Origin of the sequence: Kingella sp. SNUBH-2017 (assembly GCF_028680565.1) — a bacterium.
Lineage (GTDB): Bacteria > Pseudomonadota > Gammaproteobacteria > Burkholderiales > Neisseriaceae > Kingella_D > Kingella_D pumchi.
Genome location: NZ_JAPHVK010000015.1, coordinates 24,656 through 50,290, shown reverse-complemented (window position 1 = coordinate 50,290; position 25,635 = coordinate 24,656). Strand labels below are relative to the sequence as shown.

24 protein-coding genes and 1 other RNA gene are annotated in these 25,635 nt (G+C 60.1%); 7 read left to right on the top strand and 18 right to left on the bottom strand.

Going from position 1 to position 25,635, the window contains the following annotated elements; all coding sequences use genetic code 11:
* Positions 1 to 389: 389 nt before the first annotated feature.
* From OP500_RS10650 to OP500_RS10635, 4 genes are all read left to right on the top strand, one after another.
* Positions 390 to 1,049 carry an amino acid ABC transporter permease gene (locus tag OP500_RS10650; RefSeq protein WP_238746349.1) on the top strand — a complete coding sequence of 220 codons (660 nt, stop codon included), beginning with the start codon at positions 390 to 392 and terminating at the stop codon, positions 1,047 to 1,049.
* Positions 1,039 to 1,707: an amino acid ABC transporter permease gene (locus OP500_RS10645; protein ID WP_238746348.1), complete on the top strand. Its 669-nt coding sequence runs from the start codon at positions 1,039 to 1,041 to the stop codon at positions 1,705 to 1,707. Before OP500_RS10650 ends, OP500_RS10645 begins: the two co-directional genes overlap by 11 nt.
* A 163-nt stretch (positions 1,708 to 1,870) precedes the next feature.
* Positions 1,871 to 2,623, top strand: coding sequence for an amino acid ABC transporter ATP-binding protein (locus tag OP500_RS10640; protein WP_238746347.1), 753 nt, complete (start codon positions 1,871 to 1,873; stop codon positions 2,621 to 2,623).
* A 109-nt stretch (positions 2,624 to 2,732) separates the two neighbouring features.
* On the top strand, positions 2,733 to 3,323 hold the full coding sequence (locus OP500_RS10635) for an NAD(P)H-dependent oxidoreductase (RefSeq protein WP_238746346.1): 591 nt from the start codon (positions 2,733 to 2,735) through the stop codon (positions 3,321 to 3,323).
* Between the two features lie 159 nt (positions 3,324 to 3,482).
* Here OP500_RS10635 and OP500_RS10630 read toward each other — a convergent pair whose 3' ends face one another.
* Both OP500_RS10630 and OP500_RS10625 read right to left on the bottom strand, forming a co-directional pair.
* Positions 3,483 to 4,136: a DUF4336 domain-containing protein gene (locus OP500_RS10630; protein WP_274070930.1), complete on the bottom strand. Its 654-nt coding sequence runs from the start codon at positions 4,134 to 4,136 to the stop codon at positions 3,483 to 3,485.
* A 93-nt stretch (positions 4,137 to 4,229) separates the two neighbouring features.
* On the bottom strand, positions 4,230 to 5,093 hold the full coding sequence (locus OP500_RS10625) for an alpha/beta hydrolase (RefSeq protein ID WP_238746344.1): 864 nt from the start codon (positions 5,091 to 5,093) through the stop codon (positions 4,230 to 4,232).
* Positions 5,094 to 5,194: 101 nt separating this feature from the next.
* Between OP500_RS10625 and OP500_RS10620 the strand changes: the two genes are divergently transcribed.
* Positions 5,195 to 5,476: a DUF7710 domain-containing protein gene (locus tag OP500_RS10620; RefSeq protein ID WP_238746342.1), complete on the top strand. Its 282-nt coding sequence runs from the start codon at positions 5,195 to 5,197 to the stop codon at positions 5,474 to 5,476.
* A gap of 154 nt (positions 5,477 to 5,630) precedes the next feature.
* On the opposite strand, the gene OP500_RS10615 is transcribed toward OP500_RS10620, so the two are convergent.
* From OP500_RS10615 to minC, 14 genes are all read right to left on the bottom strand, one after another.
* On the bottom strand, positions 5,631 to 6,995 hold the full coding sequence (locus OP500_RS10615) for a serine hydrolase domain-containing protein (protein ID WP_274070929.1): 1,365 nt from the start codon (positions 6,993 to 6,995) through the stop codon (positions 5,631 to 5,633).
* Positions 6,996 to 7,123: 128 nt separating this feature from the next.
* Complete coding sequence (locus OP500_RS10610; protein WP_238746338.1) at positions 7,124 to 7,708, bottom strand: hypothetical protein; 585 nt, start codon at positions 7,706 to 7,708, stop codon at positions 7,124 to 7,126.
* Positions 7,709 to 7,920: 212 nt separating this feature from the next.
* Complete coding sequence (locus tag OP500_RS10605) at positions 7,921 to 8,403, bottom strand: hypothetical protein (protein WP_274070928.1); 483 nt, start codon at positions 8,401 to 8,403, stop codon at positions 7,921 to 7,923.
* Between the two features lie 106 nt (positions 8,404 to 8,509).
* On the bottom strand, positions 8,510 to 9,892 hold the full coding sequence (gene radA / locus OP500_RS10600; RefSeq protein ID WP_274070927.1) for a DNA repair protein RadA: 1,383 nt from the start codon (positions 9,890 to 9,892) through the stop codon (positions 8,510 to 8,512).
* A 222-nt stretch (positions 9,893 to 10,114) separates the two neighbouring features.
* Positions 10,115 to 10,993: an SPFH domain-containing protein gene (locus OP500_RS10595; protein ID WP_274070926.1), complete on the bottom strand. Its 879-nt coding sequence runs from the start codon at positions 10,991 to 10,993 to the stop codon at positions 10,115 to 10,117.
* A gap of 223 nt (positions 10,994 to 11,216) precedes the next feature.
* Positions 11,217 to 11,807 carry a DUF4291 domain-containing protein gene (locus OP500_RS10590; protein WP_274070925.1) on the bottom strand — a complete coding sequence of 197 codons (591 nt, stop codon included), beginning with the start codon at positions 11,805 to 11,807 and terminating at the stop codon, positions 11,217 to 11,219.
* A gap of 286 nt (positions 11,808 to 12,093) precedes the next feature.
* Entirely contained in the window at positions 12,094 to 14,133 is a 2,040-nt protein-coding gene (locus tag OP500_RS10585) for an LTA synthase family protein (protein WP_274070924.1), read from the bottom strand.
* 119 nt (positions 14,134 to 14,252) lie between these two features.
* On the bottom strand, positions 14,253 to 16,097 hold the full coding sequence (locus OP500_RS10580; protein WP_274070923.1) for a bifunctional anthranilate synthase component I family protein/class IV aminotransferase: 1,845 nt from the start codon (positions 16,095 to 16,097) through the stop codon (positions 14,253 to 14,255).
* A 163-nt stretch (positions 16,098 to 16,260) separates the two neighbouring features.
* Positions 16,261 to 16,770 (bottom strand): hypothetical protein, encoded by a 510-nt coding sequence (locus OP500_RS10575; RefSeq protein WP_238746328.1) that lies wholly within the window; start codon positions 16,768 to 16,770, stop codon positions 16,261 to 16,263.
* 88 nt (positions 16,771 to 16,858) lie between these two features.
* Positions 16,859 to 17,908 carry a 3-deoxy-7-phosphoheptulonate synthase AroG gene (gene aroG, locus OP500_RS10570; protein ID WP_238746327.1) on the bottom strand — a complete coding sequence of 350 codons (1,050 nt, stop codon included), beginning with the start codon at positions 17,906 to 17,908 and terminating at the stop codon, positions 16,859 to 16,861.
* Positions 17,909 to 18,062: 154 nt separating this feature from the next.
* The gene (locus OP500_RS10565) at positions 18,063 to 18,995 is read right to left on the bottom strand and encodes a LysR substrate-binding domain-containing protein (protein WP_238746326.1); all 933 of its coding nucleotides are present in this window, start codon (positions 18,993 to 18,995) and stop codon (positions 18,063 to 18,065) included.
* Entirely contained in the window at positions 18,992 to 19,285 is a 294-nt protein-coding gene (gene minE / locus OP500_RS10560) for a cell division topological specificity factor MinE (RefSeq protein WP_238746324.1), read from the bottom strand. The genes OP500_RS10565 and minE overlap by 4 nt, the downstream gene beginning before the upstream one ends.
* Before the next feature lie 3 nt (positions 19,286 to 19,288).
* Complete coding sequence (gene minD, locus OP500_RS10555) at positions 19,289 to 20,101, bottom strand: septum site-determining protein MinD (protein ID WP_238746322.1); 813 nt, start codon at positions 20,099 to 20,101, stop codon at positions 19,289 to 19,291.
* Positions 20,102 to 20,173: 72 nt separating this feature from the next.
* Positions 20,174 to 20,992, bottom strand: coding sequence for a septum site-determining protein MinC (gene minC, locus OP500_RS10550; RefSeq protein WP_238746321.1), 819 nt, complete (start codon positions 20,990 to 20,992; stop codon positions 20,174 to 20,176).
* A 177-nt stretch (positions 20,993 to 21,169) separates the two neighbouring features.
* Between minC and OP500_RS10545 the strand changes: the two genes are divergently transcribed.
* Together OP500_RS10545 and rnpB are read left to right on the top strand one after the other, a co-directional pair.
* Positions 21,170 to 22,330, top strand: coding sequence for an extracellular solute-binding protein (locus OP500_RS10545; RefSeq protein ID WP_238746319.1), 1,161 nt, complete (start codon positions 21,170 to 21,172; stop codon positions 22,328 to 22,330).
* A 139-nt stretch (positions 22,331 to 22,469) separates the two neighbouring features.
* Positions 22,470 to 22,834: RNase P RNA component class A (rnpB, locus tag OP500_RS10540), an RNA gene on the top strand.
* 422 nt (positions 22,835 to 23,256) lie between these two features.
* On the opposite strand, the gene OP500_RS10535 is transcribed toward rnpB, so the two are convergent.
* Both OP500_RS10535 and OP500_RS10530 read right to left on the bottom strand, forming a co-directional pair.
* The gene (locus OP500_RS10535) at positions 23,257 to 24,579 is read right to left on the bottom strand and encodes an MFS transporter (protein WP_238746318.1); all 1,323 of its coding nucleotides are present in this window, start codon (positions 24,577 to 24,579) and stop codon (positions 23,257 to 23,259) included.
* A gap of 55 nt (positions 24,580 to 24,634) precedes the next feature.
* Positions 24,635 to 25,579 (bottom strand): class I SAM-dependent methyltransferase, encoded by a 945-nt coding sequence (locus tag OP500_RS10530; RefSeq protein WP_238746317.1) that lies wholly within the window; start codon positions 25,577 to 25,579, stop codon positions 24,635 to 24,637.
* Between the last annotated feature and the right edge of the window lie 56 nt (positions 25,580 to 25,635).

Here is a 25,635-nt window from a genome sequence, read left to right as displayed (position 1 = left end):
CGAACAGGACAGTGAAACGAACCAGCGCCGATGATAGTACGGTCTCCCGTGTGAAAGTAGGTCACCGCCAAACCCTTATTCATACCCCCTGCCTAATAAATCATAGGCAGGGGGTTTCTGCTTGCGGAAAGGCAGCTTGGAAATCCAACAACCGCCCCGCTGTAAAGGTAGGCTGAAACCGGCTTTCAGGCTGCCTTTTGCTATTGTTCGGACTTCTGAAGCAAATATTCAGCTCAACAACTTCAAGCAGTAGCGAAGAAGAACCGCCGAAATAAGAAAGTTACGCCACAGCATAAGCTTTATAACGACAATCTCTTTTGTCCTGCAAACGAGTATTCTACAATCCGCAGTTTTTTATTCGCGCCTGCGCGCGGGACGGGGTTTCCCGAATGAACTGGTCTTATTTTTGGCAGGCGGTACCGCGTTTTGCCGATGCGGCATGGGTTACGCTGGAGCTTTCCGTGTGGGGCGTGGCCTTGTCGCTGCTGCTGGGTTTGGGTGTGGCGGTGGTAACGGCCTACCGTGTGCGGCCGCTGTATCGGGCGGCGCGCGCGTATGTCGAGCTGTCGCGCAATACGCCGCTGCTGATCCAATTGTTTTTCCTGTATTACGGCCTACCGAAGCTCGGTATCAAATTAGACGGCTTTACCTGTGGCGTGATTGCCCTGGTGTTTCTCGGCGGCAGCTATATGGCCGAAGCGCTGCGTGCCGGGCTGCTGGCGGTGCCCAAAGGGCAGAGCGAAGCGGCCAAAGCCATTGGGCTGACGCCGCTGCAGATATTCCGCCATGTGGTGCTGCCGCAGGCGTGGGCGGTGGCGCTGCCGGCGGTGGGTGCAAATGTGCTGTTTCTGATGAAAGAAACATCGGTAATCGGTGCGGTTTCGGTGATGGAACTGATGTTCGTCACCAAAGACATTATCGGCATGGACTACAAAACCAATGAAGCGCTGCTCTTGCTGCTGCTCAGCTATCTGATTATCCTGCTGCCGGTGTCGCTGGCGGCGCGTTACGCCGAAAACCGCGTGCGGAGGGCGAAATATGGTGTTTGACTGGCTGATGCAGGGGCAGAATCTGGCGCGTTTGGGTCACGGGCTGTGGCTGACGGCGCAGATTTCGCTGGTTTCGGTAGCGCTTTCCTGCCTGCTGGGCACGCTGTTTGGCGTGCTGATGCGGGTGCGAAACCGCGCCCTTCAGGCTGCCTGCCGCCTGTATTTGGAAACCATCCGCATTGTGCCGATACTGGTATGGCTGTTTGCGCTGCATTTCAGCCTGTCGGCCTGGACGGGCGTGCATTTGAGCGGCCTGTGGGTGTGCATCTGGGTATTCGTACTGTGGGGCACCGCCGAAATGGGCGATTTGGTGCGCGGCGCGCTCGGTTCGATTGAAAAACACCAGATCGAATCCGCGCTGGCACTCGGCCTGAAACGGCGGCAGGTATTCTTTTACATCGAACTGCCGCAGGGGCTGCGCCGCGTGCTGCCCGGCGCCATCAACCTGTTTACCCGCATGGTCAAAACCAGCTCGCTGGCCGCCCTGATCGGCGTAGTCGAGCTGGTCAAAGTCGGCCAGCAGATTATCGAAAACTCGCTGCTCACCCACCCCGACGCCCCGCTGTGGATTTACGGCCTGATTTTCGTGCTGTATTTTCTGATCTGCTACCCACTCTCGCTCTTGTCCGCCCGACTCGAGCGCAAATGGGAAAGCTGACTTTCAGGCTGCCTTTTATCACCAATCAGCCAAAGGCAGCCTGAAATTCCACAAAACACTTTTCAGGCTGCCCCTAAGCTGAAAACAACATTCAGGCAGCCTGAAAACCACCCGCAGCCCCTTTCAGGCTGCCCCAAACTGCCATCCGAAACGGAAACCCGATATGCACACCGACGGCAAACTCCTGCTCAGCATCCGCCAGCTCACCAAACGCTACGGCGACAAAACCATACTCGAATCCCTTAATCTCGACCTGCACAAAGGCGAAGTCGTCGTCATCCTCGGCCCTTCCGGCAGCGGCAAATCTACCCTGCTGCGCTGCGTGAACGGACTCGAAGAAAAGCAGGGCGGCAGCATCGTCATGGACGGCGCCGGCGAATTCGGCAAAGACCTGCCCTGGGAAGCCGCGCGGCAGAAAGTCGGCATGGTGTTCCAAAGTTACGAACTCTTCGCCCACATGAACGTGATCGACAACATCCTGCTCGGCCCCCTTAAAGCCCAAGGACGCAGCAGAGCCGAAGCCGAAGCGCAGGCCGACAAACTGCTCAAACGCGTCGGCCTGTACGAGCGCAAAACCGCCTACCCGCGCGAACTCTCCGGCGGCCAGAAGCAGCGCATCGCCATCGTCCGCGCCCTGTGCATGAACCCCGAAGTCATCCTGCTTGACGAAATCACCGCCGCGCTCGACCCCGAAATGGTGCGCGAAGTGCTCGACGTCGTACTCGAACTCGCCCGCGACGGCATGAGCATGCTCATCGTTACCCACGAAATGGGCTTTGCCGAAAAAGTCGCCGACCGCATCGTCTTTATGGACAACGGCTGCATCATTGAAGAAACCACGCCCGACATCTTCTTCCACCGCCCCGAAAGCCAGCGTGCCCAGCAGTTTCTGCAGGGCATGGACTATTCGATTTGAGTTTCAGGCTGCCCCGCTTCAGGCAGCCTGAAAGCACTTTGGCAACATAAAAAGCAGCCTGCGTAGCGAAGCGGAGTTGCGAAGCGAAAACCACCAACGGAGAAACAACATGAATATTTTGCTCATCGACGGCGCCCAAGTATTCGGCCACTCGCAAGGCCGCCTAAACCGCACCCTGCACCAACTGGCGCGCGAAGAACTCACGGCGCTCGGCCACAGCGTGCGCGAAACTTCGGTTGAAAACGGCTACGACCCCAAGGCCGAAGTGGAAAAATTCCTGTGGATGGACGCCGTTATCTGGCAGATGCCCGGCTGGTGGATGGGACTGCCGTGGAAAGTGAAAGAATACGTCGATCTCGTATTCACCGCCGGCGCCAACATTCTGGTGGCCAACGACGGCCGCCACCGCGCCACTCCCACCGAAGGCTACGGCACCGGCGGCCTGCTGCACGGCAAACGCCACATGCTCTCGCTCACCTGGAACGCCCCCATCGAAGCCTTTACCCGCCCCGGTGATTTCTTCGAAGGCGTCGGCGTGGACGGCGTCTATCTGCATTTTCACAAAGCCAACGAATTTCTCGGCCTGCGCCGCCTGCCCACCTTTATCTGCAACGACGTAATGAAAAACCCGCAAGTCGAGCGCTATCTGGCCGACTACCGCCAGCACCTGCAGACCGTATTCGGCCGCACCGACGCGTAGCCGCGCTTCGGCAGCGCAGCAATAAAAAGCAGCCTGAAAAGCAATCCGATGCTTTTCAGGCTGCTTTGTGTTTCACCCTAGCCCAACCAGCGAAACGCCCGCTCCAATTCGGCGACGGCATCGCGCCCGTAACACCGCCCGTGCGCCAGAATGATTTTTTCAGATCTGCGCGAGGCCGGCGCGGGCGGCGGCTTTGTCGGTGAAGGTGGCGCGCCAGTCGGCGGGGGTTTTGCCGTCGGGGTCGGCGATGCCCGTCAGCTTCATCACGCCCGCCCAGAAGCGGCTGGGGAAATGTGCGGTTTCAAAGTTTTCAATCAGGTCGGTGAGAATCAGTGTGCGGCTGGGGCGGTGGAAAAACACGGTTTCGGTCATCACGCGGCTGCCTGAAAACGGCATCTGCGCCAAATCGTTTGCCCATGCGCTTGGTGCGGTATCGCCCAAATCGTCGTCAAACGCAACGGCGATGCCCTGCGCCGCTGCCCGTTCGCGCACGCCCTTGCTTGCCCACGCCACCGCCTGCGGATAGCGCGCCTGCCATGCGCTAATGTGGGCGTAGTGGATTTTGTTGGGCGAGACCAAATGCCTTACTTCGCCCAACGCGTCGATTTGCGCGAACAACTCGGGCGTGGGGGCGATGGGCGAGTGGCGCCACAAACCGCCGTCCGCGAGCCGCACCACAGTCATGCGCGTGCTGAACGGGATTTTGACGCCGAGCGGAAACGCCATGCGGATTTCGCCGCCGTCGGTAATCCAGATGTTTTGACCGAAGGGTTTGAGCGTGTTCAGCGGGTGGTAGAGATGGATGGATGGCATAGGGCGTTCCTTTCAGGCTGCCTTTGGGGCTTGTGCGTGTGATTTGTTTCGCCCAGGCGCGCCGATCAGGCAGCCTGAAAACGGCTTGTGCTGTCAAACATGTTCGGCGATAAACGCTTGCATCAGGTTTGCCAATGCGGTGTCGTCCGTGTTGACGGCAAAGATTTCCGAGATGTGGCTGTGCCCTGCCAGCAGATAGTGCGGCACGCCGAGACCGGCGGCTTGTTGGTGGAACTCGGGCGAATCCAACTCGGCGCAGACAATCAGCAGCGGTACGCCGCATTGCAACAGCCCTGTTTGCGCGGAGCGGGCGGCGATTTGGGCGCTGTCGCTTCCGAAGTAGGCGCGGCGGGCGGGGTTGTCGCCAAATGCAACGGTGTCGTAGATGCCCGAAACCAGTATCGCGCCGCGCACGCCGTCGTTGCCCAACCGCAGCGTGGGGTGGGCGAGATATTGGGCGATGTGCGCCGCGCCTGCGGAGTGCCCGCACAGGATGATGCGCTGCGGGTCACCGCCATATTCGGCAGCGTAATGCCGCACCCACAGCAGGGCGGCGGCGATGTCTTGTTGCGCGGCAGGCCACGGATATTCGGGGGCGAGACGATAATTGATGTTGATGCCGAGCAGCCCGCTGCCTGCCGCCCACAGCATGATGTTGTCGTAAAACGGGCTGTCTGCGCTGCGCTTGTCGCCACGGATAAAGCCGCCGCCGTGCACAAACAGCAGGATGGGGCGCGGCGCGGGGGCGGGTGTTGCAGGGGTAAAAACGTCCAAGCGTTGCAGCGGGTGGCTGCCGAAAGACTGGTCGCGGGTAACGGCTGCGGCGGCGTATGGCTCGTGCGCTTGCAGCGGGGCGTACAACGGCGCGGTGGCGGATGGGTCGATGACTGCGCCGAGTTGGCGCAGCGATGCGGCAATGGCGGCGGGGATTTGGGCGGGGAGAATGGTGGGTTGCATGCTGGCACTCCGGATGAAGGGGTGGAGAGATTATGGCAGCCTGAAAACGGCGTTTTCCTGTTTTCAGGCTGCCTTTAAGGCATTCAAATGAAGGAATCAAAATGAACGAAACGGCAATGGTTTGGCTGTTCCAAGGCGACGGCGCAAACGCGGTTTCAGGCTGCTTTGCCACGCAGGAAGCGGCGGAGCAATGGATTGCCGAACACAAGCTCAGCGGCGTGCTGACCGCCTATCCGCTGGGCGTGCCGATATACGACTGGGTGCAGGCGCAAGGTTATTGGCAACCGACGCGCGCGTACCAAACCGAAGCGCACTTTATCCAAACATTTTCCAGCGCCTATTTGCCGCATTGCCATTATTGCGAGGGCAAAAAGGCAGCCTGAAAGGCGGATTTTACGCTTTAACTTCGCCACTCTGCTGCGCTTCGCCGTAGGTTGGGTATTGATGCCCGATAAGTTTCGTTTACACAACGTCGGGCATGAATACCCGACCTGCGCGGGAATGACGCCGTTTAGAAAAGCAGAGTTTTCAGGCTGCCTATTGCCCTTGCGCTTTGTCGTCCGCCGTCTCTTCCAACCACAGCCGCACGGTTTTGCCTTTGACGAAATCGGCATTGCCTTCAAACGCGCGGCGCTCGCAGATAACGCGGTAGTCGCGCTCTTGGATGTTGCCGTTGTTTTGGTGGCGGGTGGGTTGGGCTTGGCATTTGCCTGCGCTGGCGAATTGGGTGTGCAGTTGTTTGAAGCGTCCGCTGGGGACGGCGGGATGGGGTTTGCCTTGTTTGATGCGTTGCAGGACGCGTTCGAAGTCGCGGGTTAGGGCGGGGTGCTGGTCGGCGATGGGGGCGTGGGTTTTTTGGTAGCGCGGGTTGGTGCGCGCGGCGATGCCTTCGATGATGGTTTCGGTATCGACGCCGGCAAGGTTGGTAAGGACGACGATGGCGGTGTTATCGCCTTCGTAGCGGCGCAGCTCGGTGCTGAAGCCCTGCCATGCGCCGGGGTGGCCGCTCATGGGGCTGCCGTCGGGGGCGGGCACGAGCGACCAGCCGAAGCCGTAGGGGTAGGTATCGCCGTTGTTCAGGCGGGCGGGGGTGAAGATTTCGCGCCAGCTTTCGGGCTTGAGGATTTGGCGGGCTTCTACGGCGGCGAGCCAGCGGCGGTAGTCGTTGAGCGAGAGGTAGAGCGAGCCGTCGGCGGTTTGGTTGTGATAGGGGGCGACCCATTCTTGGTTTTTCAGGCTGCCGTCGGCGTCGTCCAGTTCGTAGCCTGCGGCGCGGTGGGGGACGATGTCGCGCTCACTGATAACGCGGGCGGAAGTCATGCCCAGCGGGGCGAACACGCGTTCTTGCAGGATTTCGCCGTAGTGTTTGCCAGAGACGCGGGTGATGACGGCGCCGAGCACGGCGTAGCCGTTGTTACTGTATGCCCAGCGGCTGCCGGGTTTGAATTGCAGCGGGGCGGCGTAGATGCGGCGCAGCATGTGTTTTTCGCTGCTGTTTTGCTGCCAGTCGGTTTCGGTGTTGCCGATGCCGCCGGTGTGGTTGAGCAGGTGGCGGATGGTGATGGGCTGCCAGCTTTTGGGGGCTTCGGGCAGGTAGGCGCGCACGGATTGGTCGAGGCGGATTTTGCCGTCTTCCACGAGCAGCATCACGGCGGCGGCGGCGAACATTTTGCCGATGGAGGCCGTCTGAAACACGGTGTCGGCGGACACGGGGATTTGGTGTTCGACATTCGCCAGCCCGTAGCCTTGTTGTTTGACGATTTCGCCGTTGCGGTAGATGCCGACGGCGATGCCGGGGATTTTTTGCCGCTCACGCTCGGCTTGGGCGAAGTCGTCGATAGGGTCGGCGGGGGCGGGGAGGGATAGGGCGAGCAGGAGGGGGAGGATGAGGTTTTTTTTCATGGGATTGCCTTTTGGGGTGGGACGTGGTGGGGTTTCAGGCTGCCTTTTGGGTTTCAGACGGCATCAAGGCAGCCTGAAACGGGGTTTGGCGGGGCGGGCATGATGCCTAGGTTGCGCGGCTGCCTGCGTTATTTGCGCGGTGGTCGGGCGCGCCGGGCCAGCAGTTGCAAGGTGGCGACGAGTGCTTCGGGGAACGGGCAGTCGATTGGTTTGGCGCGGGCGGTGTGTTCAAGCAAACCGGCAAGCCGCGCGGGCAGGCGGCGGGTTTTGTCCAGCCGCAGCAGGCAGCAGATTTCCAATTGGCGCCGTTCCAAATCGCGCCAGCGTTGGCGGTGTTTGGCGAAGTGGTTTTTGGGGATTCGGCGCAGGGCTTTCAGGCTGCTTTTGAACCTGCTCAAGTCGTACAGCGTGTAGGCAAGGTAAATCTGTGCGAAACCGTTTTCAGGCTGCCTGCGTGCGACGCGGGAAAAGCAGCGCAATGCCAGTTTGAGCCGTTTGCGCCGTTTTTTGCCCGACAGCGCGGCGAGTGCGTAGGCGGTGTGTGCGAGCAGTTCGTCGTGGTGCACGGTCTGCTTGTTGAGACGGCGCAACAGGGCTTTGAGCAGCCGTTTGCGCACAGGCGGTGCAGACAGTTCCGCCACGTCAAAAATCAGCGCGGGGTCGGGCTGGCGGAGCGCATCCAGCGGTCGGTCGATGAAATCAAGCGGTGTCATGGTTTTTTCCTGATTACTAGGGCGTGTTGACAATCGGCGTTTTGGCAGCTTTTCCGTCAGAAAACGGCATCTGCCGCGTTAAAAATACTCGCCTATGGGCGGCATAGGCTCGCATTTTTACCTTGCATCTGCCGTTTTCTGACGGAAAATCCGCTTCAAAAGCCGAATGTCAACACCCCCTAAGGCAGCCTGAAAGATGCTTTTCAGGCTGCCTATTTTGCCTGTATTTCTTGGGCGCGTTTTTGCCAGTATTCGGCTTTGGCTTCGCGTTCGTCTTCGGGCAGGTCGGGCAAGCCGTGGGCGGCAAATTGGTAATACTCGGCAAGGCGGGCGGCGGCTTTGCGGCTGCCTTGCTCGGCTTGGGCGGTTACGGTGGCAAGGTCTTGCGGTGAAAGGTCAAAATACTGCGGCGTGACGGTGGGGGCGTCGGGTTGGTAGTTTTTTGCCAGCTCGGCCAGATGCGGCGGCAGGGTTTCGCCCGCCTGCGCGGCTTGGTAGGCAAGATAAGCGGCTTGGTATTTGTAGTAATCGTCGTATTGCTGCCGGGCTTGTTGCAGCAGGGTTTTGCCGTTGGGCTGTTCGGTTTGGTTGGGGGCTTGGCTGGGGCTGGCGGTCATGGCGGGCGGCTCGTGGATGTTTGGATTGGAATCGGTGCAGGCGGCGAGCAGGATAAGGGCTGTGATTAGGGGGCGCATGGGGTTTTCTTTCGGGCGGGGCTGCTGCTTTGATGCTGTCTGAAAAGGCAGCCTGAAAATAGGCAAATGCAGCTTTCAGGCTGCCTGAGACTGTTTGCCAATACGCTTATTCGTCCGCCAAATCGCGGCACAGCTGCACCGCTTCGTCCAGCCGCTCCACGCCGTAGATTTGCAGCTTGGGAAACTCTTTGGCGTTGCGCGGCAGGTTGGCTTTGGGCACGATGGCGCGTTTGAAGCCGAGTTTTTCCGCTTCTTTGAGCCGTTCCTGCCCGCGCGAGACGGGGCGCACTTCGCCGCTGAGACCAATCTCGCCGAACACGACCATTTTTTCAGGCAGCGGCTTGTTGCGAAAGCTGGACACCATCGCCAAAATCACCGCCAAATCGGAAGCAGGTTCACCGATTTTCACACCGCCGACGGCGTTGAGAAACACGTCTTGGTCAAAACAGGCGATGCCCGCGTGGCGGTTGAGCACGGCCAGCAGCATGGCAAGGCGGTTTTGCTCCAAGCCGACGCTGAGGCGTTTGGGCGTGAAGCCGTGGGCGTCGTCCACCAGCGCCTGAATTTCCACCAACAGCGGGCGGCTGCCTTCCTGCGTTACCAGCACGCAGGAGCCCGCCACGTCGTCGCGCCAGCTTGCCAGAAAAATCGCCGACGGGTTGGATACGCCTTTCAAGCCCTGCTCGGTCATGGCGAACACGCCCAATTCGTTTGCCGCGCCGAAGCGGTTTTTGATGGCGCGGATCATGCGGTAGTTGGAATGCTGGTCGCCCTCAAAATACAGCACGGTGTCCACCATGTGTTCCAGCACGCGCGGGCCGGCGATGGCGCCGTCTTTGGTAACGTGGCCGACAAATATCATGGCGATGCCCAGCTGCTTGGCGATGCGGGTGAACTGCGCGGCGCATTCGCGCACTTGCGACACGCTGCCGGGGGCGGATGTGATTTGGTCGGAATACATGGTTTGGATGGAATCGATGACCACCAGCTTGGGCTGATGCTGCTTTAAGGCAGCCTGAACGGCTTCCAAGCGGATTTCCGCCAGCAGATGGATGCCCTCGCTTTGCACGCCCAACCGCTGCGCACGCAGGGCAACTTGTTGCGCCGATTCCTCGCCCGACACATACAACACCTTGCGGCTTTGCGCCATTTTGGCGACGGTTTGCAGCAGCAGGGTGGATTTGCCGATGCCCGGGTCGCCGCCGAGCAAAATCACCGCGCCGTCCACCAAGCCGCCGCCGAGCACGCGGTCCAGCTCGCCCATGCCCGTGGGCTGGCGCGGCACTTCCACCGCGCTCACTTGCGACAAATCCACCACTTGCGCGCTGTCTGCCGCCCACGATTGGAAACGCGCGTTTTTCGGCTCGGGCGCGGCGATGTCTTCTTGCAGGGTGTTCCATTCGCCGCAATGCGGGCATTTGCCCTGCCATTTGGGTACGGTGCCGCCGCATTCGGTGCAGCGGTAGATGGTTTTGGGGGCTTTTGCCATGGGGGAGGATTCCTTGTTTTTTGGGTTTCAGGCTGCCTTTTGGGGCGGGAGGATAGGCAGCCTGAAAACCGAAATGGCGCGGCAACGGCTGGCGTATTCAATAAGGTGTTGCCGCTTGGCATGCTGTCGGCGAGCCGCCGACGCGCCATCGTTTGCAGGTTTGGCAACGTTTTCAGGCTGCCTCTGATGCCGTCTGCAAGGCAGCCTGAAACGCCGCCCCGCCTATTGCGAACGCGCGGGGCTGTTTGGCGCATGGGCGCCGCCCGTGCCGGTCATAATCGTGCCTTTAAAATCCAGCGGCACCACGACCACGTTGCCTTTTTCGCCCATTCTAATCAGCGCTTCCAGCGTTTTCTCGGCGAGGATTTTGTCGTCCAGCGACTGCGAGCGCACGCGGTTTTCTTCGGCTTCGGTTTTGGCGATTTCCAGCTTGTTGATGGCAACCTGCTTGCGGTTTTCCGAATCGGCAATCATGCGGATGGATTCTTGGATTTTCTCGTCGGGCAGCAGGTTGGAAATGGTTACGCGGCTCACGATAAAGGTGTCTGGGTCGTTGGCGTCCAAGTCTTTTTGCAGATTGGTGCGGATGATGTTTTCCAATTCGTTGCGTTTGGAATTGATGGCGAGCGCTTCAAAGCGGGAAACCGCGTCGGCGGAAACGGATTTTGCCTGTTTTTCCACCAGCATATAGGCGGGGATGTAGATTTTGCTGTTTTGCTCGTAGCCGTTCATATTGGAATATTTGGCGGCAATCATCGGCACTTTCATCGGATTGACGGAATATTGGATTTCAAAATCCAAATCGCGCAGGGAGATGTTTTCTTTGGTGGTGGGGCGCAAATCTTGCAGCTGCACGGGGATTTCTTTGACGGTGTATTTGTCGATGCGGCTGGTGAAGGTGGTGTGCCAGCCCACATTGGCGGGCTCGTCGTTGATTTTGCCGTTGAAGGTGCGCACCACGCCCACCTGCCCTGTGTCGATGCGGGCGAAGGGGCGGATGAAAATCAGCAGCAGCACGACAATCAGCGCAATGGTGCCGAGCAACAGGGCTTTTCCTGCTTTGGCGGGGCTTACGGCGGGTTTGGGGGCGGGGGTTTTCACAGTCTTCTCCTGCAAAATGGTTGGCAAACGGTCTGATTGTAAACGAAGCGGCAGCCTGAAAACCACCGCTGCGGGCTTTTCAGGCTGCCTTTGATGTGTTCCCCAAGGCAGCCTGAACGGGCAAAACGGTTTTCAGGCTGCCTTTGGGGGGAATTGATTAGGCAGCATGAAAACAAGCAAAGCGCGTTTCAGCCAAACCTAAGCGGCAGGGCAAAATACGTTTTCAGACTGCCTGAAAATCCGTCTCCCAGTCAAAAGGATAAACGCGCTCGGGCGGCAGCAGGGCTTGCGCGGCGGCGAGGTTGTTTTGGGCGACAAGCGCGTGGATTTCCTGCGCCAAATCGGTGATTTCGCTGATGTTTTGTATCCATTCGTTTACATAGCGCGGCACGGCTTCGCCGGTCAGCCCGATTTGGATGCTACGGTGCGGCAGGGGGTCTAGTTTCAGGCTGCGTTCGGGGTCCCATTGGATGCGGACGGGGTGGGCGGCTTTCATTTGCTGCCATGTTTCGTTGTCCATGCCTGCGGGCGGATGGCTCAGGCAGGCGTGGCGCAATGCCCATTCAAAGCCGCTGCGGCTGATGTCTATCGCCAAAATGCGTTTTTGGTTGTCGTCTTTGCCGCCCCAGCCCGCGCGGTACATCATCCATAAAAAAGACGGCTTGATCCACGTCATGCGCTCCATTTTAAACGGCGGCGATACAAACCGCCCCGCCGCCAACGCGGAATCGGCAATGGCATCGCTGTATGCCTGATACACGCGGATGGTGGTGTCGGTGTAAACGGCGCGGATTTGTCTGAGTGGGGTGGCCATAGTTTTTCTCCTGATGGATTAGTGAGCGGCAGCCTGAAAGCAAAGTTGCAAAGCCAAAACCAGACTGTGCAAATGTGTTTTAGGCAGCCTGAAAACGAAAAAACCAGTTTTCAGGCTGCCTTTTAGCGACGGGAAAGCAGCCTGAAAAACAGCCGGATGGTAGCAGATGCGGCCGGCGGGCGTTTAAGCGTTTTCGGGCGGCTGCGCGGGCTTGGGGTATGCGGCCAGTTCTCAGAAGAAGGTCAGGCCGTCTGAATAGTTTTCAGACGGCCTGCGCCGTTTGCGGCTAAGGCTGTTTCTTGCCCTCGGTGGCCACGCGGTTGATCATCCAGTCGAGAAACGCACCGTAGTTTTTGCTGCGCTCCGCGACGGCGGCGGCTTCGGGCGGAAGCGGTGCGGCGGTGGCGGCAGACAGCAGTTTTTTCTCATCCTGCCACGGGTGGAACTGTCCGTTTGCCGGATCGATCACGCCTTGGGGCAGGATGGTGGCTTCGCTGTTGTAACCGTATCTGCACCATGGGTTGTCGGACGGGTTTTCGCCCAGCAGATTGCAGCCGGTGCGGAAATACGGCCGCTGCGACAGGCTCAGTGTGTACAGGGTGGGCATGATGTCTTTATGCGAACCGACGCGCTGCGGGTCATAGCGGGTGTGGCCGCGGTAGGCCGGCGGTGCGTACAGGTAAAGCGGCACGGCATGGCCCAAAGCCAGTTCGCCTGCATCGGGATAGCCGACGCCGCGTATATTGTGGTCGCCGCTGGCGGCTATGATGGTATTCCCTTCGGCTTTGGCGCGGCTGATAAAGGCACCCAGCTCGTCGTTGGCATAGCGGTAGGTATTGAATACTTCGCGGATTTGTTCTTCACCGCCCAGCTGGGCAAAGCGGGCAATCTCGGTTTGGCTGAACGCGAAGTTTTGCCGCTGTATGCCGGCGGGCAGGTGGTAGGGCGGATGGTTGGTTACCGACATCATAAAGATAAATACCGGCTGTTTGTCGCGTGCGGCCTGCTCCAGCCTTTCGGCGGCGTAGCGGAACATATATCCGTCGGCCACGCCCCACGCGCCCGATTCGGCTTCGGGGTAGCGGTGTTTCAGCGCGGTTTCATCGACAAATTCGTGTACGCCCAAGTGCTTGGTGAAATTATCGAAATCGCGCCAGCCGCCGTTGCCGGCGGTGATGTACACCACGCGGTAGCCTGCTTTGATGTACGGCTCGAACATATTGCCGGGGAAGGTTTTGTTTTTGGCGGCAGTTTGGCTGATGTTGTTGAGCGGGCTGCGGACAAACAGGCGGTGCAGGCTGTCGCTGGTGCCGTTGCCCTCGGAGACGAAACGGTAAAACACCCAGTCTTCGGCAAAATGAGGCCGCAGCCGTCCGAGCAGGTCGCGTTGCGGGTTGTCCAGCTGCATCATATGCGTACTCATGCTTTCCATCAGGGCGAACACCACATTCGGCCGCCCCGCAGCCACAGCCGGATTGTCAGGCGTTACCGCTTCCAATTCGCGCCACTGCGGGGCGGCAACGGCATGGCCGAGCATGGCGGAAAACAGCTCCCTGCCTTTCTCATCGCTAACCGGCCGGAATTGGCTGCCGGCGCGGTATTCCGACCACGCCCAAGAAAGGGCGGTAACGGGATTGGGCACCAGTTTGTTCAGCGTGGCTGAGGGCGATACCTGCGCGGAAGACTTGCGCAGCGGAAACTTGCCGAACGAGCCGCGTCCTCCCGCCGTTAAGGCAGCCAGAAGCAGCAGCACGATTAGGGTATTGCCCGCCCAAGTGCGGTATGACGGGGATGAGGCTGGCGTTGCGGACGGTTTTAAGCGCTCATGCAGGCGGCCGAACAGCCATGCCGGCACCAGCATCGCCGCCGCCAGTGCCGCTACGGCACGCAGCACCGGAAAATCCGACCAGACGGTTTTCAGCACCGCCGCCGTATCTTCTTCGACCAGCCCGAACACAAACACATCAAACGGCTTGTCGTACACGCCGTAATAAAACACATTGCCCACCGTCAGCGCGGCAAACAGCGCCAGCACCGCCAGCAGGCCGTAGCGGTTGGCCCGGTAAACGGCTGCGGTCAGTTTGCGGCTGAACAGAGCCAGCAGGGCAACCAACACAAAAGCCGCCACGGTCAGCGAAACCATTTTGATGTCGAACAGCAGCCCTTTGAGCCACATCGGCGCCAAATCGGCGCCAAACTGCTGCCGCAACGCCTCGTCGGTATGGCGGTAAAACAATACCAAACGCCCGCCGCCAAATACGGCCACGGCCAGCAGCCAAAACAACAGCCATTCGGCTATCAGTTTCTTAAACAAGGTAAATTTCATTTTTTCGGATGGTGGTTCAAAAAATAATATCGGGTATTTACAGGGTTTCAGGCTGCTTTTAGGGAACGGAAAGCAGCCTGAAAAACAGCCGGATGGTAGCAGATGCGGCCGGCGGGCGCCTAAGCGTTTTCGGGCGGCCAGATGATTTCGGCGTCCAGCCAGCCGCGCAGGGCGTTACCGGCGCGTACGGCTTGGGCGCGGCGCAGCATGTCGCGGCTGATGGGGGTTTCGCTTACGCCGGCGGCGAGCGCTTGGCGGCGGGCGATGCCGTTGAGAATGTCGGCGGCCAGCGGCGGGGTCAGCCAGCGGCCGTCGGTTTTGACCAGGATGCTGCTGCGCCCGCCTTCCAACAGTTCGCCGTTTTGGTTGAAAAACAGCATATCAAACGCGCCGGCCGCTTCGGCCTGCCGCCAGCCGGCATCGAACGCCGCGCGGCGGGTGGTTTTGTGGCGGCGCAGCGGGTCGCGCTCGGGCAGCGGCTGCGGCGACAGCAGCAGTTTGACCGTGTTGCCGGTAGGCGGCGTATCGGCGGTGGGCGGGTTTAAGGCAGCCTGAAAAGCGACCAGCGGCGCAGCGGCGGCTTTCAGGCTGCCTTGCGGCGAGAGTTCGAGCTTGATGCGGAAAACGCCGCCGGCGTGTGCCGCCAGCGTTTCATCGAGCAGGCGGGCGGCAGCCTGAATGTCAAAGGGGATGTTCAACTCTTGCGCCGATGCGGCGAGCCGCGCCAGATGCTGGGCGCGCAGGGCGATGTGCCCGTGCTCGGCGCGCATGGTTTCAAACAGCCCGAACTCGGGCGGCAGGGCGGCGACGAAACGCGCTTTCCAGCCGCATTCGGCGTATTCGTTATCGGCGGCGCTGTCGGCAACGATGCCGCTGCCCACGCCGTAGCGCCCGCGCCACGGCCATGCCGATTGCGGGTCGGCGGACAATTCCAGGCTGCGGATCAGCACGTTCAGGCAGCCTGAAAAGCCCAAGGCGCTGTCCGCTTCGGGGTTCAAATAGCCCAGAGTGCCGGTGTACAGACCGCGCGGGCTGTCTTCTAGGGCGCCGATGATTTCCATGCTTTTGCGTTTGGGCGCGCCGGTGATGCTGCCGCAGGGAAAGGCGGCGCGGACGATGTCGGCGGCGCGGGTGGCGGCGGGCAGTTCGGCGCGCACGGTGCTGGTCATCTGCCACACGCTGCCGAAGGCGGAGACTTTGAACGCGTCGCGCACCGACACGCCGCCGATGCGGGCGATTTTGCCCAAATCGTTGCGCAGCAGATCGACAATCATGGTGTTTTCGGCGCGGTTTTTCGCATCGGCGGCCAGTGCGGCGGCGCGTTCGGCATCGCGGCCGTCGCCGACAATCGGCGCAGTGCCTTTCATCGGCTCGGTGGCGACGGTGCCGTCGGCGGCGATGCGCAGAAACAGCTCGGGCGAGAAACACAGCAGCCAGTCGGGCAGGCCGGCCGCAGCGGGCAGGCGGGCGAGCGCGGCATAGGGCACCGGCTGGCGCAGGCGGCGGTAGAGTGCGGCGGGCGAGCCGTAGGCGGCCAGTTTCAGGCGCAGGGTGTGGTTGATTTGGTAGCAGTCGCCGCGCTCGATGGCAGCCTGAATGGCGGCGATGTCTTGGCGGTACTGCGCTGTCGTGCGGTTGAGTTCGGGCGAAACAATGCCGGCCGGCTCGCTGCCGCCCTGTTGCGCCAGCCAGTTGTCGGCATCGGCGATTTCGTCGCGGTGGGCGAACCACAGCAGTTTCAGGCTGCCGGCAACACCGGCGCGCTCGGGCAGGCGCTGCAGCGGCAGGCCGAATTCATAGTCCGCCAGCACCGCGACGTGCAGGCCGTCGCACCAGCCACGCTGCAGCAAACCGTCTAGCGTGTCGAGCGCGGCGGGGGCGAGGGTGTCGCAACGGACAAAGCCGTGCAGCAGAAAAGCGGTGTGGTCGCGGGCGTTGTCGAAAAGGATAAAGGGGGCGGGCATGGTTGGGCGGGTGGTTTGGGGAAGGGGATTTCAGGCTGCTTTTGGGTTTCCAGGAGCGTAGGTTGGGTCGAGACCCAACAAAATCTTTGGACGTTGAAAATGTTGGGTTTAGCAACCCAAGCTACCTGCTTCAGGCTGCCTTTGGGACGGGGCAAACGGATGTTTAGTGGCTGTTTTCCCAGGCGGAGGGGCGCTCGAGGGCGGTTTTGCTGTCGATGGGCTTGTCGCTTTCAAAAAGCTGCACGCCGGCTTTGCAGCGGACGGCGGTGCATTGGTCGGCGGTGGTTTCGATGGTGTAGCGGCCGCTGCTCTCGGCCTGCCATTCCAAAAACGGCATGGCGCGCGAAAGGCCGTTGCTGCTTTGTGCGGCGGTGCTGCCGTCGGCGCGTTTGATGGCGACGGTCAGGGCGCTGCAAAAGCGGGTGCAGCTGCCCAAAACGGTGTAGAACTTGCCGGCGCTCAGCGAAACCGTGATGCCGTGGCTTTGGTCTTGCGCCAGTCTGAACACTTCGCGCAGCTTTTCGCTCGCGCCGGTGGCTTCGACCAGGCGGTTGCGGTAAAAGGCCTGCCCCCATTCTTGGGTATAGTCGCGGGAATTTTCTTCGGGATACAGCTCGGCGCGGGCGGCGGTGGCGGCAAGCAGGATGATGGCGCGTACGGCGGCTTTGTTCATGGGCTTTCCTTATGGCAGGCGGGGTGGGCGGCTGCAAGAAAGGCTGCCTGAAAACGATAAGGCAGCCTGAAAACGGGCGGGGCGCTGTTTAACCGGCGGTGCGGCTGCGCTGGGCGTCGGCCAGAAGGGCGAGCAGCGCTTCGGTGGTGTCCCAGCCGATGCAGGCGTCGGTGATGCTTTGGCCGTAGGTTTCGGGTTTGTCCTGGCGGCCTTCGACCAGGTGGCTTTCGACCATCACACCCATAATGGCGTCTTCGCCGTTTTTGAGCTGATCGGCGATGTCTTGGGCGACGATCATCTGGCGGGTGTAGTCTTTATTGCTGTTGGCGTGGCTGCAGTCGATCATCAGCTTGGCATCGAGTCCGGCTTTGGCTAGCTGCTCGCGGGCGGCTTGGACGTGGCTGCTGCTGTAGTTGGGCTCTTTGCCGCCGCGCAGGATCACATGGCAGTCGGGGTTGCCGTTGGTGTGGACGATGGCGGAGTGGCCGGTTTTGGTTACGGATAAAAAGTGGTGCGGGTGGCTGGCGGCGCCGATGGCGTCGATGGCGATTTTCAGGTTGCCGTCGGTGCCGTTTTTAAAGCCGACGGGGCAGGACAGGCCGCTGGCCAGTTCGCGGTGCACCTGGCTTTCGGTGGTGCGCGCGCCGATGGCACCCCAGGAAATCAGGTCGGCGTAATACTGCGGGGTAATCATGTCGAGAAATTCGGTGGAGGCGGGCATGCCCATGTCGTTGAGCGTGAGCAAAAGCTGGCGCGCCTGGCGCAGGCCGAAGTTGATGTCGAAGGTGCCATCGAGATGGGGGTCGTTGATCAGGCCTTTCCAGCCGACGGTGGTGCGCGGTTTTTCAAAATATACGCGCATCACGATCAGCAGCTCTTTTTCGTACTGCTTTTTCAGCGGCAGCAGTTTTTGCGCGTATTCGAGGGCGGCAGCGGGATCATGGATGGAGCAGGGGCCGATGATGACGAGCAGGCGTTTGTCGCCGTGGTGCAGGATGTCGGCAATCGCTTTGCGGGTGGAAACCACCAGCTCGGCGGCGGCTTCGCTGATGGGCAGATCGTACAGGTGGGCAATGGGGGGCAAGAGCTCGGTCAGGGAGTTGATGCGGACGTCGTCGGTCAGGTGGTTTTGGCTCATGGTCGGTGGTTCGGGTAGTGGTTTTCAGGCTGCCTTGGGGCAGGGTTGGTGTGGGATTTTATTGCGTTTTGCCGGTGTTTTTTCTGATGTGGGGCAATTTTATCGCGCAAACGGCTTTTCAGGCTGCCTGTAGTTTTAAGGCAGCCTGAAAAATTCAGTCTTGGTCTTCGTTGCGGATGAAGCGCACGCCGGAGAGCTGGGAGCGCAGCACGGCGTCGCGGATGGCGGTCAGGGCTTTGGGGCGGACGAAGTTGCGCCGGTAGGCCAGCATCACGCGCCGCATCGGTGCGGGGGCGTCGAAGGGGACGATGGAAAACAGCATGTGGTCGTTTTCGGTGAGCGCGGTGGAGGGTAGGACGCTGATGCCTAAGCCGCTGCCGACCATGTGGCGGATGGTGTTCAGCGAGCTGCCCTGCAGGGTGTTGGTCAGGCCGGCCACGCGCTGGCGGGAGGCCAGCTCGCTGCAGCTTCCCAGCACTTGGTCGCGCATGCAGTTGCCTTCGGTGAGCAGCAGCACGTTTTCTTCGGCCAGCGCGGCGGTGCTCACCGAATCCAGTTCTTCAAAGGGATGGCCTTTGGGCACGATCACGAAAAACGGCTCATCGTACAGCGGCACGGTTTCGACGCCGGGTTCCTGATAGGGATCGGCGATCACCAACGCGTCCAGTTCGCCGCGCTTGAGCATTTCGGTAAGCGCGGCGGTGTGGTTCTCTTCCAACATCAGCGGCATATTGGGCGCGGTGTCGCGCAGGGCGAGTATCAGCTTGGGCAGCAGGTAGGGGGCGACGGTGAAAATCAGCCCCAGCTTAAACGGGCCGGCCAATTCGTTCTGCTCTTCGGTGGCGAGCATGCGGATGACGTCGGCTTCTTCCAGTACGCGCCGCGCCTGGGCAATGATGCGCTCGCCGGCGTCGGTGGTGAGGACTTCGTTGCTGCTGCGGTCAAACAGCGACACCGCCAGCTCTTCTTCCAGCTTTTTGATGGCGATGGAGAGGGTGGGCTGGCTGACGTGGCAGCGCTGGGCGGCGCGGCCGAAGTGTTTTTCCTGCGCCACGGCGACGATGTAGCGCAACTCGGTCAGGGTCATGCGGGGTTCTCGGTTTTTTCGGTTTTTTTGTTTTCAGGCAGCGTGATGTTCAAAGCCAGCATGTCCACGCCGTCTTGCTTTTCGTGGGAGATGTTGATGTCTTCCAGCTTGATTTCGACGTATTTGGACAGGACTTCCAACAGCTCTTTCTGCAGAGTGGGCAGGTAGTCGGGCGTGGTGTTTTCGCTGCTGCGGTCGCTGCGCTGCTGGGCGATGATGATCTGCAGGCGGTCGCGCGCAACCTGCGCCGACTTGGGCTTTTTGCCAAACAGCATATTGATCAGGGACATGGCTTATCCTCCGAACAGCTTTTTGAAAAAGCCTTTTTTCTCTGCATCGAGAAAGCGGATTTCGCGGTTTTCGCCCAACAGGCGCGCCACCACGTCTTTATAGGCTTCGGCGGCTACGGCATCCTGCTGGTGGATAACCGGTGTGCCGGCATTGGATGCCTGCAGCACGTTTTGCGATTCGGGAATCACGCCCAACAGCGGGATGCGCAGGATGTCCTGAATATCCTGCACCGACAGCATTTCGCCTTTTTCCACGCGCTCGGGCGAGTAGCGGGTAATCAAAAGATGCTCTTTGACGGTGGCGCCCTGTTCGGCTTTGCGCGATTTGCTCTGCAAAATGCCCAAGATGCGGTCGGAGTCGCGCACGCTGGAGACTTCGGGGTTGGTGGTAACGATGGCTTCGTCGGCGAAGTAGAGCGCCATCAGCGCGCCCTGCTCGATGCCGGCGGGCGAGTCGCACACCACATATTCGAAGCCGAGCTCGCCGGTGAGTTCGTTGAGCACGCGCTCGACGCCTTCTTTGTTGAGCGCGTCTTTGTCGCGGGTTTGCGATGCGGGTAGGATGAAGAGTTGGTCGCAGTGCTTGTCTTTGATCAGCGCCTGGTTGAGCGTGGCTTCTTTTTGGATAACGTTTACCAAGTCGTACACCACGCGGCGCTCGCAGCCCATAATCAGGTCGAGATTGCGCAGGCCGACGTCAAAATCGATGACGCAGGTTTTGTGGCCGCGCAGCGCCAGACCGCTGGCGATGCTGGCGGAAGTGGTGGTTTTGCCCACGCCGCCTTTTCCTGAAGTTACTACGATGATTTTCGACACTTGCTTTACCTTCTTTCTGTTTCAGATGGGATGGATGAATGGCTCGGGCAGCCTGAAAAGGCAGCCTGAAAACTATTGCGCGTCGATGGCGCGTACCGCCAGGCGTTCGCCGCCTTCGAGCTCGACGCACACCGCCCGGCGGTGCAGGTGCGGCGGCAGTTTTTGCTCGAAAACGCGGTAGATGCCGGCCACCGATACCAGCTCGGCCTGCATCGACTGCACGAAAATGCGCGCGCTTTTGTCGCCAGACTGGCCGGCTTGGGCGCGGCCGCGCAGGGGGGCGTAAATATGGATGTTGCCGTCGGCAATCACTTCCGCGCCTTCGCTGACCATGCCCAGCACAATCAGATCCGCCCCTTCGGCATACACCTGCTGGCCGGTGCGCACCGGCGCGGAAACGACAACGGTTTTGCGCGGCGCGGGTGCGGCGGTTTTTTCAGGCTGCTTTGGTTTGGGCTGATCTTGTTCAGGCTGCTCGGGGGCATCTTGCGCTGCGCTTTCAGGCTGCCCTTGGGCAGCGGCTGCGTTTTGGCTTTCGTTTGCGCCTTCGCTGTTTTCAGGCTGCTGTGCCTGCTCTTTGGCTTTCGCTTTGTCTGCCGCCACAAACAGCAGATGGTTTGCCGCGGCGGTTTTTTCCCAGTCGCGCTTGCTGTGGCGCAGCGCCACCGGCGTGAAGCCGTGCTGTTTAAACAGCGCGCAGACGGCGGCGATATCGAGTTTTTCCGCATCGGCCAGCGCGTCGAGATCGAGCACCAGCGGCATGGCGGCGAAAGTGCGGTATTTGTCGGCCTGCTGCTGCCATTGTGCCGCCAGGGCGGCGGCATCGTTGCTTTGCGGCTGCACCAAAAGGGCATCTAGCCGGGTTGATTTAAAGTTGAAAGCAGCTTGCATGGTTCGATTGCTTTATTCAATTAAGTGCGCAGTTTACCGTTTTCAGGCTGCCGCTTCAAGCCGCACGGGCTTTGCGGCGGCATAGTCGGCGGAAAAAATAGCGCGCAGCGTATTGATTATGAAAAACCAAAACCTTACAATGCGCGCCCCGTCAACCCTACTTCAATGAGAAGATAAATGAAAAAAGTCCTGATTAGCACCCTGGTGCTGCTTTCGCTGGCCGCCTGCGGCGAACAATCGCAACAGCAGGCCGCCGATACCGCCGCTCCTGCCGCTTCCGGCAGCGCCGCTTCCGGCGCCGCGAGCAATCTGCCCGCCACCAACGATCTGAATATTTACAACTGGTCGAACTATGTGGACGAAAGTACGGTTGAAGACTTCGAAGAGAAAAACGAACTCAACCTGACCTACACCACCTACGAAAACAACGAAGAGCTCGAAGCCAAAATGCTGACCGGCAAATCCGGTTACGACTTGGGCGTGCCCGGCGTTGCCTTTTTGCCGCGCCAGATTAAAGCCGGTGCTTATCAGAAGATCGACAAAAGCCTGATCCCGAACTACAAAAACATCGACCCCGCCATGCTCAAGCTGCTGGAAGAGGCCGACCCGCAGGCCACCGAATACGCCGTGCCCTATTTCTCCGGCGTCAATACGCTGGCGATTACCGCCAAAGGCCGCGAAATTCTCGGCAACAAGCTGCCGGAAAACGAATGGGATCTGATGTTCAAACCCGAATATACCAACAAGCTCAAGCAGTGCGGCATCGCCCTGTGGGACACCCCCAGCGAAATGTTCCCGATTGTGCTCAAGTATCTGGGTAAAGACCCCAAAGGCAGCAATCCCGAAGACATCAAAGCCGCAGCCGAAGTGATCAAAGCCATCCGTCCCGACATCAAACGCTACAGCCCGTCCATCATCGACGAGCTGGCGCGCGGCGATATCTGTTTGGCAGCCGGCAACGGCGGCGATCTGAACATGGCCAAAGCCCGCTCCGAAGAAGCCGGCAGCAAAGTCGGCATCGAAGTGCTGACCCCCAAAGGCATGGGCTTCTGGGTTGAGTCCTGGGTGATTCCGAAAGACGCCAAAAACGTTGCCAACGCCCACAAATACATCAACTACACGCTGGATCCCGAAGTAGCGGCGAAAAACGCTGCCGCCGTAACCTTCGCCCCCGCCAGCCTGCCCGCCCGCGACAAACTCGATCCCAAGCTGGTCGCCACCCGTTCGATTTTCCCGAACGCCGAAGACGTGGCCAACGGTTTCGTGATGCCGCAGATGGACAACGAAGCGAAAAAACTGACCACCAATCTGTGGCAGAAAATCAAAGTCGGCAAATAAGCATCCGCGCCGCGCCGGCATGTCAAACTGCCCTTTCCGCCAGCAGGAAAGGGCGGTTTTTTGCTTGCAGGCAGCCTGAAAAAAGGGCGCAAGGTTTTCAGGCTGCCTGCCGGTCGCTCTGTTATAATCCGCCGCCGTACAGGCAGGACAGACAGTCGCCGCGTATCGCGTAAGGCATACGGGGAGGAAAGTCCGGGCTGCACAGGGCAGGATGCCGGCTAACGGCCGGGCGCGGCAACGCGACGGAAAGTGGAACAGAAAGCAAAACCGCCGATGGCAGCCTGAAAAGGCGGCACAGGCAAGGGTGAAAAGGTGCGGTAAGAGCGCACCGTGCACTTGGCAACAAGGCGCAGCAGGCCAAACCCCATCCGCAGCAAGACCAAACAGAACGCACAGACGCGGCCCGCCGAGCGTTCGGGTAGGTTGCTCGAGCACACCGGCAACGGTGCGCCTAGATGAATGACTGTCCGACGACAGAACCCGGCTTACCGTCCGGCCTGTACCCCCGATTCAAACGCAAAACCAAAGGCAGCCTGAAAACGTGAATTACCGTTTTCAGGCTGCCTTTGTTTGGGTTTTCTGCCTTTGTTTGGGTTTTCTGCCTTTGTTTGGGCTTTCAGGCTGCTTTGGCGAAACCACTACCACCGTCATTAGTTTGCGCAAGTCCGCTACGCTCCCCCCGCGTAGGCGGGAATCTTACCGGGACTTTAACAAGATTTTGTTTCTTAAAACATTGTTGGGTACCAAACAAGATTCCCGCCTGCGCGGGAATGACGGCATTTATTGACAAGGGCAAAAGCAGCTTAACAAGGCAAAAGCAGCCTGAAAACCTTTTGCTGGGGTTTTCAGGCTGCTTTTGTCCAATCGTCCGGACGGGTTTTCAGGCTGCTTTTTTGGTTTGGGCAGGCAGCCTGAAAGCGGCGGTTTTATTTGGTTTCGGTCAGATCCACATCTTTGGTCTCGTGGGTGCTGATCAGCGCAACCAGCGTCAGCACGCAGTTGATGGCCAGATAGATGCCGACGCCGGCGATGCCGTAGTGTTCGTTCAGCTTGATGGCAACCAGGGTGGCGATCGAGGCGCCGATGATGGCGGAGAAGTTGTAGGCCAGCGAGGCGCCGGAGTAGCGCACTTCGGTAGGGAAGAGTTCGGGCAGCAGGGCGGCCATCGGGCCGAAGGTCAGCCCCATCAGCAGCATGCCGATCATCAGGAAGGCGAAAACGCTGGCAGGCGTGCCGTTGGTGAGAAACAGCGGCATCGCCAGCCCGAGCACGAGAATGGCGGCGGTTACCCAAATCAAAAAGCGGCGGCGGCCGATTTTGTCGGCGCGCACGCCGGAAAAGCTGATGGCGGCGCCGAACACTACGGCGGAAATCATCAGAAAGCCGGTAAAGGTGTTGGCCGGCAGCCCCAGCCCCTTCGGATGGCCGAAGGCGGAAAGTGTGGCGGGGGTTTTGAAATAGACTTGGGCGAAGGTGGTCATAATGTAAAACAGCACATAAGTCGCCACCATGATAAAGGTGCCCTGCAACACCGGCTTCCAATGGCGGGCGAACACTTCGCGCACCGGCGCGGCCTTGGTTTTGCCTTCGGCTTCGGCTTCGCGGTAAACATGGCTCTCGTGCATGCTCAGCCGCATCCACAGGCCGACGAACACCAGCACCAGCGAGGCGATAAAGGGAATGCGCCAGCCCCAGGCAACCATCTGCTCGTGGCCGATGGCGGCGCTGATGGCGAAGAACACGCCGTTGGCCATCAAAAGGCCGATGGGCGCGCCCAGCTGCGGGAAGGTGCCGAACCAGGCGCGTTTGCCTTCGGGCGCGTTTTCGGTGGCGACCAGCGCCGCGCCGCCCCATTCGCCGCCCAGCCCGATGCCCTGGCCGACGCGGCACAGGCACAGCAGCAGCGGTGCGGCGATGCCGATGTCGTTATAGTTGGGCAAGAGGCCGATGCCGACGGTGGACAGCCCCATGGTCAGCAGTGAGGCGACCAGGGTTTTTTTGCGCCCGATTTTGTCGCCGAAGTGGCCGAACAGCGCCGAGCCGATGGGGCGGGCGAAAAAGGCCAGTGCCAGCGTCGAAAGCGACAGGATGGTGGCGACTTGGGGATCGCTTTCGTCGAAAAACTGGGTGTTGAACACCAGCACCGCAGCGGCGGCGTAGATGTAGTAGTCGTAAAACTCGATGGCGGTGCCGACCATCGCGGCGATGGCGACTTTATAGGGATTGTTGCGTAAATGGTGTTCGCTCATGGCGGGTGTCCTGTGTGTGGGAGGAAAAAGCGGGTGGAAAGTGCGTTTGGCGTTTTCAGGCTGCCTGAAAACGCCAGCAGCGGTGGATTTTGCGGTTGCGGAAATCTTCGGGAACCGACTGGTGCGACAAATCGCTGATGCGGTAGCGCGCCGCCAGTGCATCGTCTAGGCGGAAGCTGTGCAGGTTGTTGGAAAAATACAGGGTGCCGCCGGCATCGAGCAGGCTCATGGCGCCGTCGATTAGGGCGGTATGGTCGCGCTGCACGTCGAGCACGCCGGCCATTTTTTTGCTGTTGGAAAAACTCGGCGGGTCGAGCACGATCAGATCGAAGCGCTTGTTTTGCGTTTGCGCGTCGCGCAGGTATTGGAAAACATCGGCGCGCACGGTGCGGTGGCGCTCGGCGTCGATGCCGTTGAGAGCGAAATTGCGCTGCGCCCATTCGAGATAGGTGTTGGATAAATCAACACTCTCGCTGGAAACCGCGCCGCCGGTGGCGGCATACACGGTAAAGCTGCCGGTATAGGCAAACAGGTTGAGAAAGCGCTTGCCTTCGGCTTCGGCGCCGACGCGGGCGCGGGTGTTGCGGTGGTCGAGAAACAGGCCGGTATCGAGATATTTGCCGAGATTAACCCAGAAGCGACGGCCGTTTTCCGCCACCGTGAAGTCTTCGCCGTCGCTGCCGGTTTTCTGGTACTGCTGCGTCCCTTTCTGGCGGGCGCGCTGTTTGAGAAACACCGCTTCGCGGTCAAAACCGCTGACAAAGGCAACGGCGTCAATCACATCGTCGAGCCAGCGGCGGTAGTCTGCCGGCGGCAGCTTCCAGCCGGTGTCGTATTCCTGCAGGTGGATGCGCTCGCCGTACACATCGACGGCAAACGGAAACTGCGGGATGTCGCGGTCATAAAGCCGCCAGGCTTCGATTTGGTTGCGGCGCGCCCATTTGATGAGGTGGCGGGCGTTTTTGCCCAAACGGTTGGCGAAGGCTTCGATATCGGTCATGTCGGGTTTCGGGAACGGGGTTTCAGGCAGCCTGAAAGGCGTTTTTCAGGCTGCCG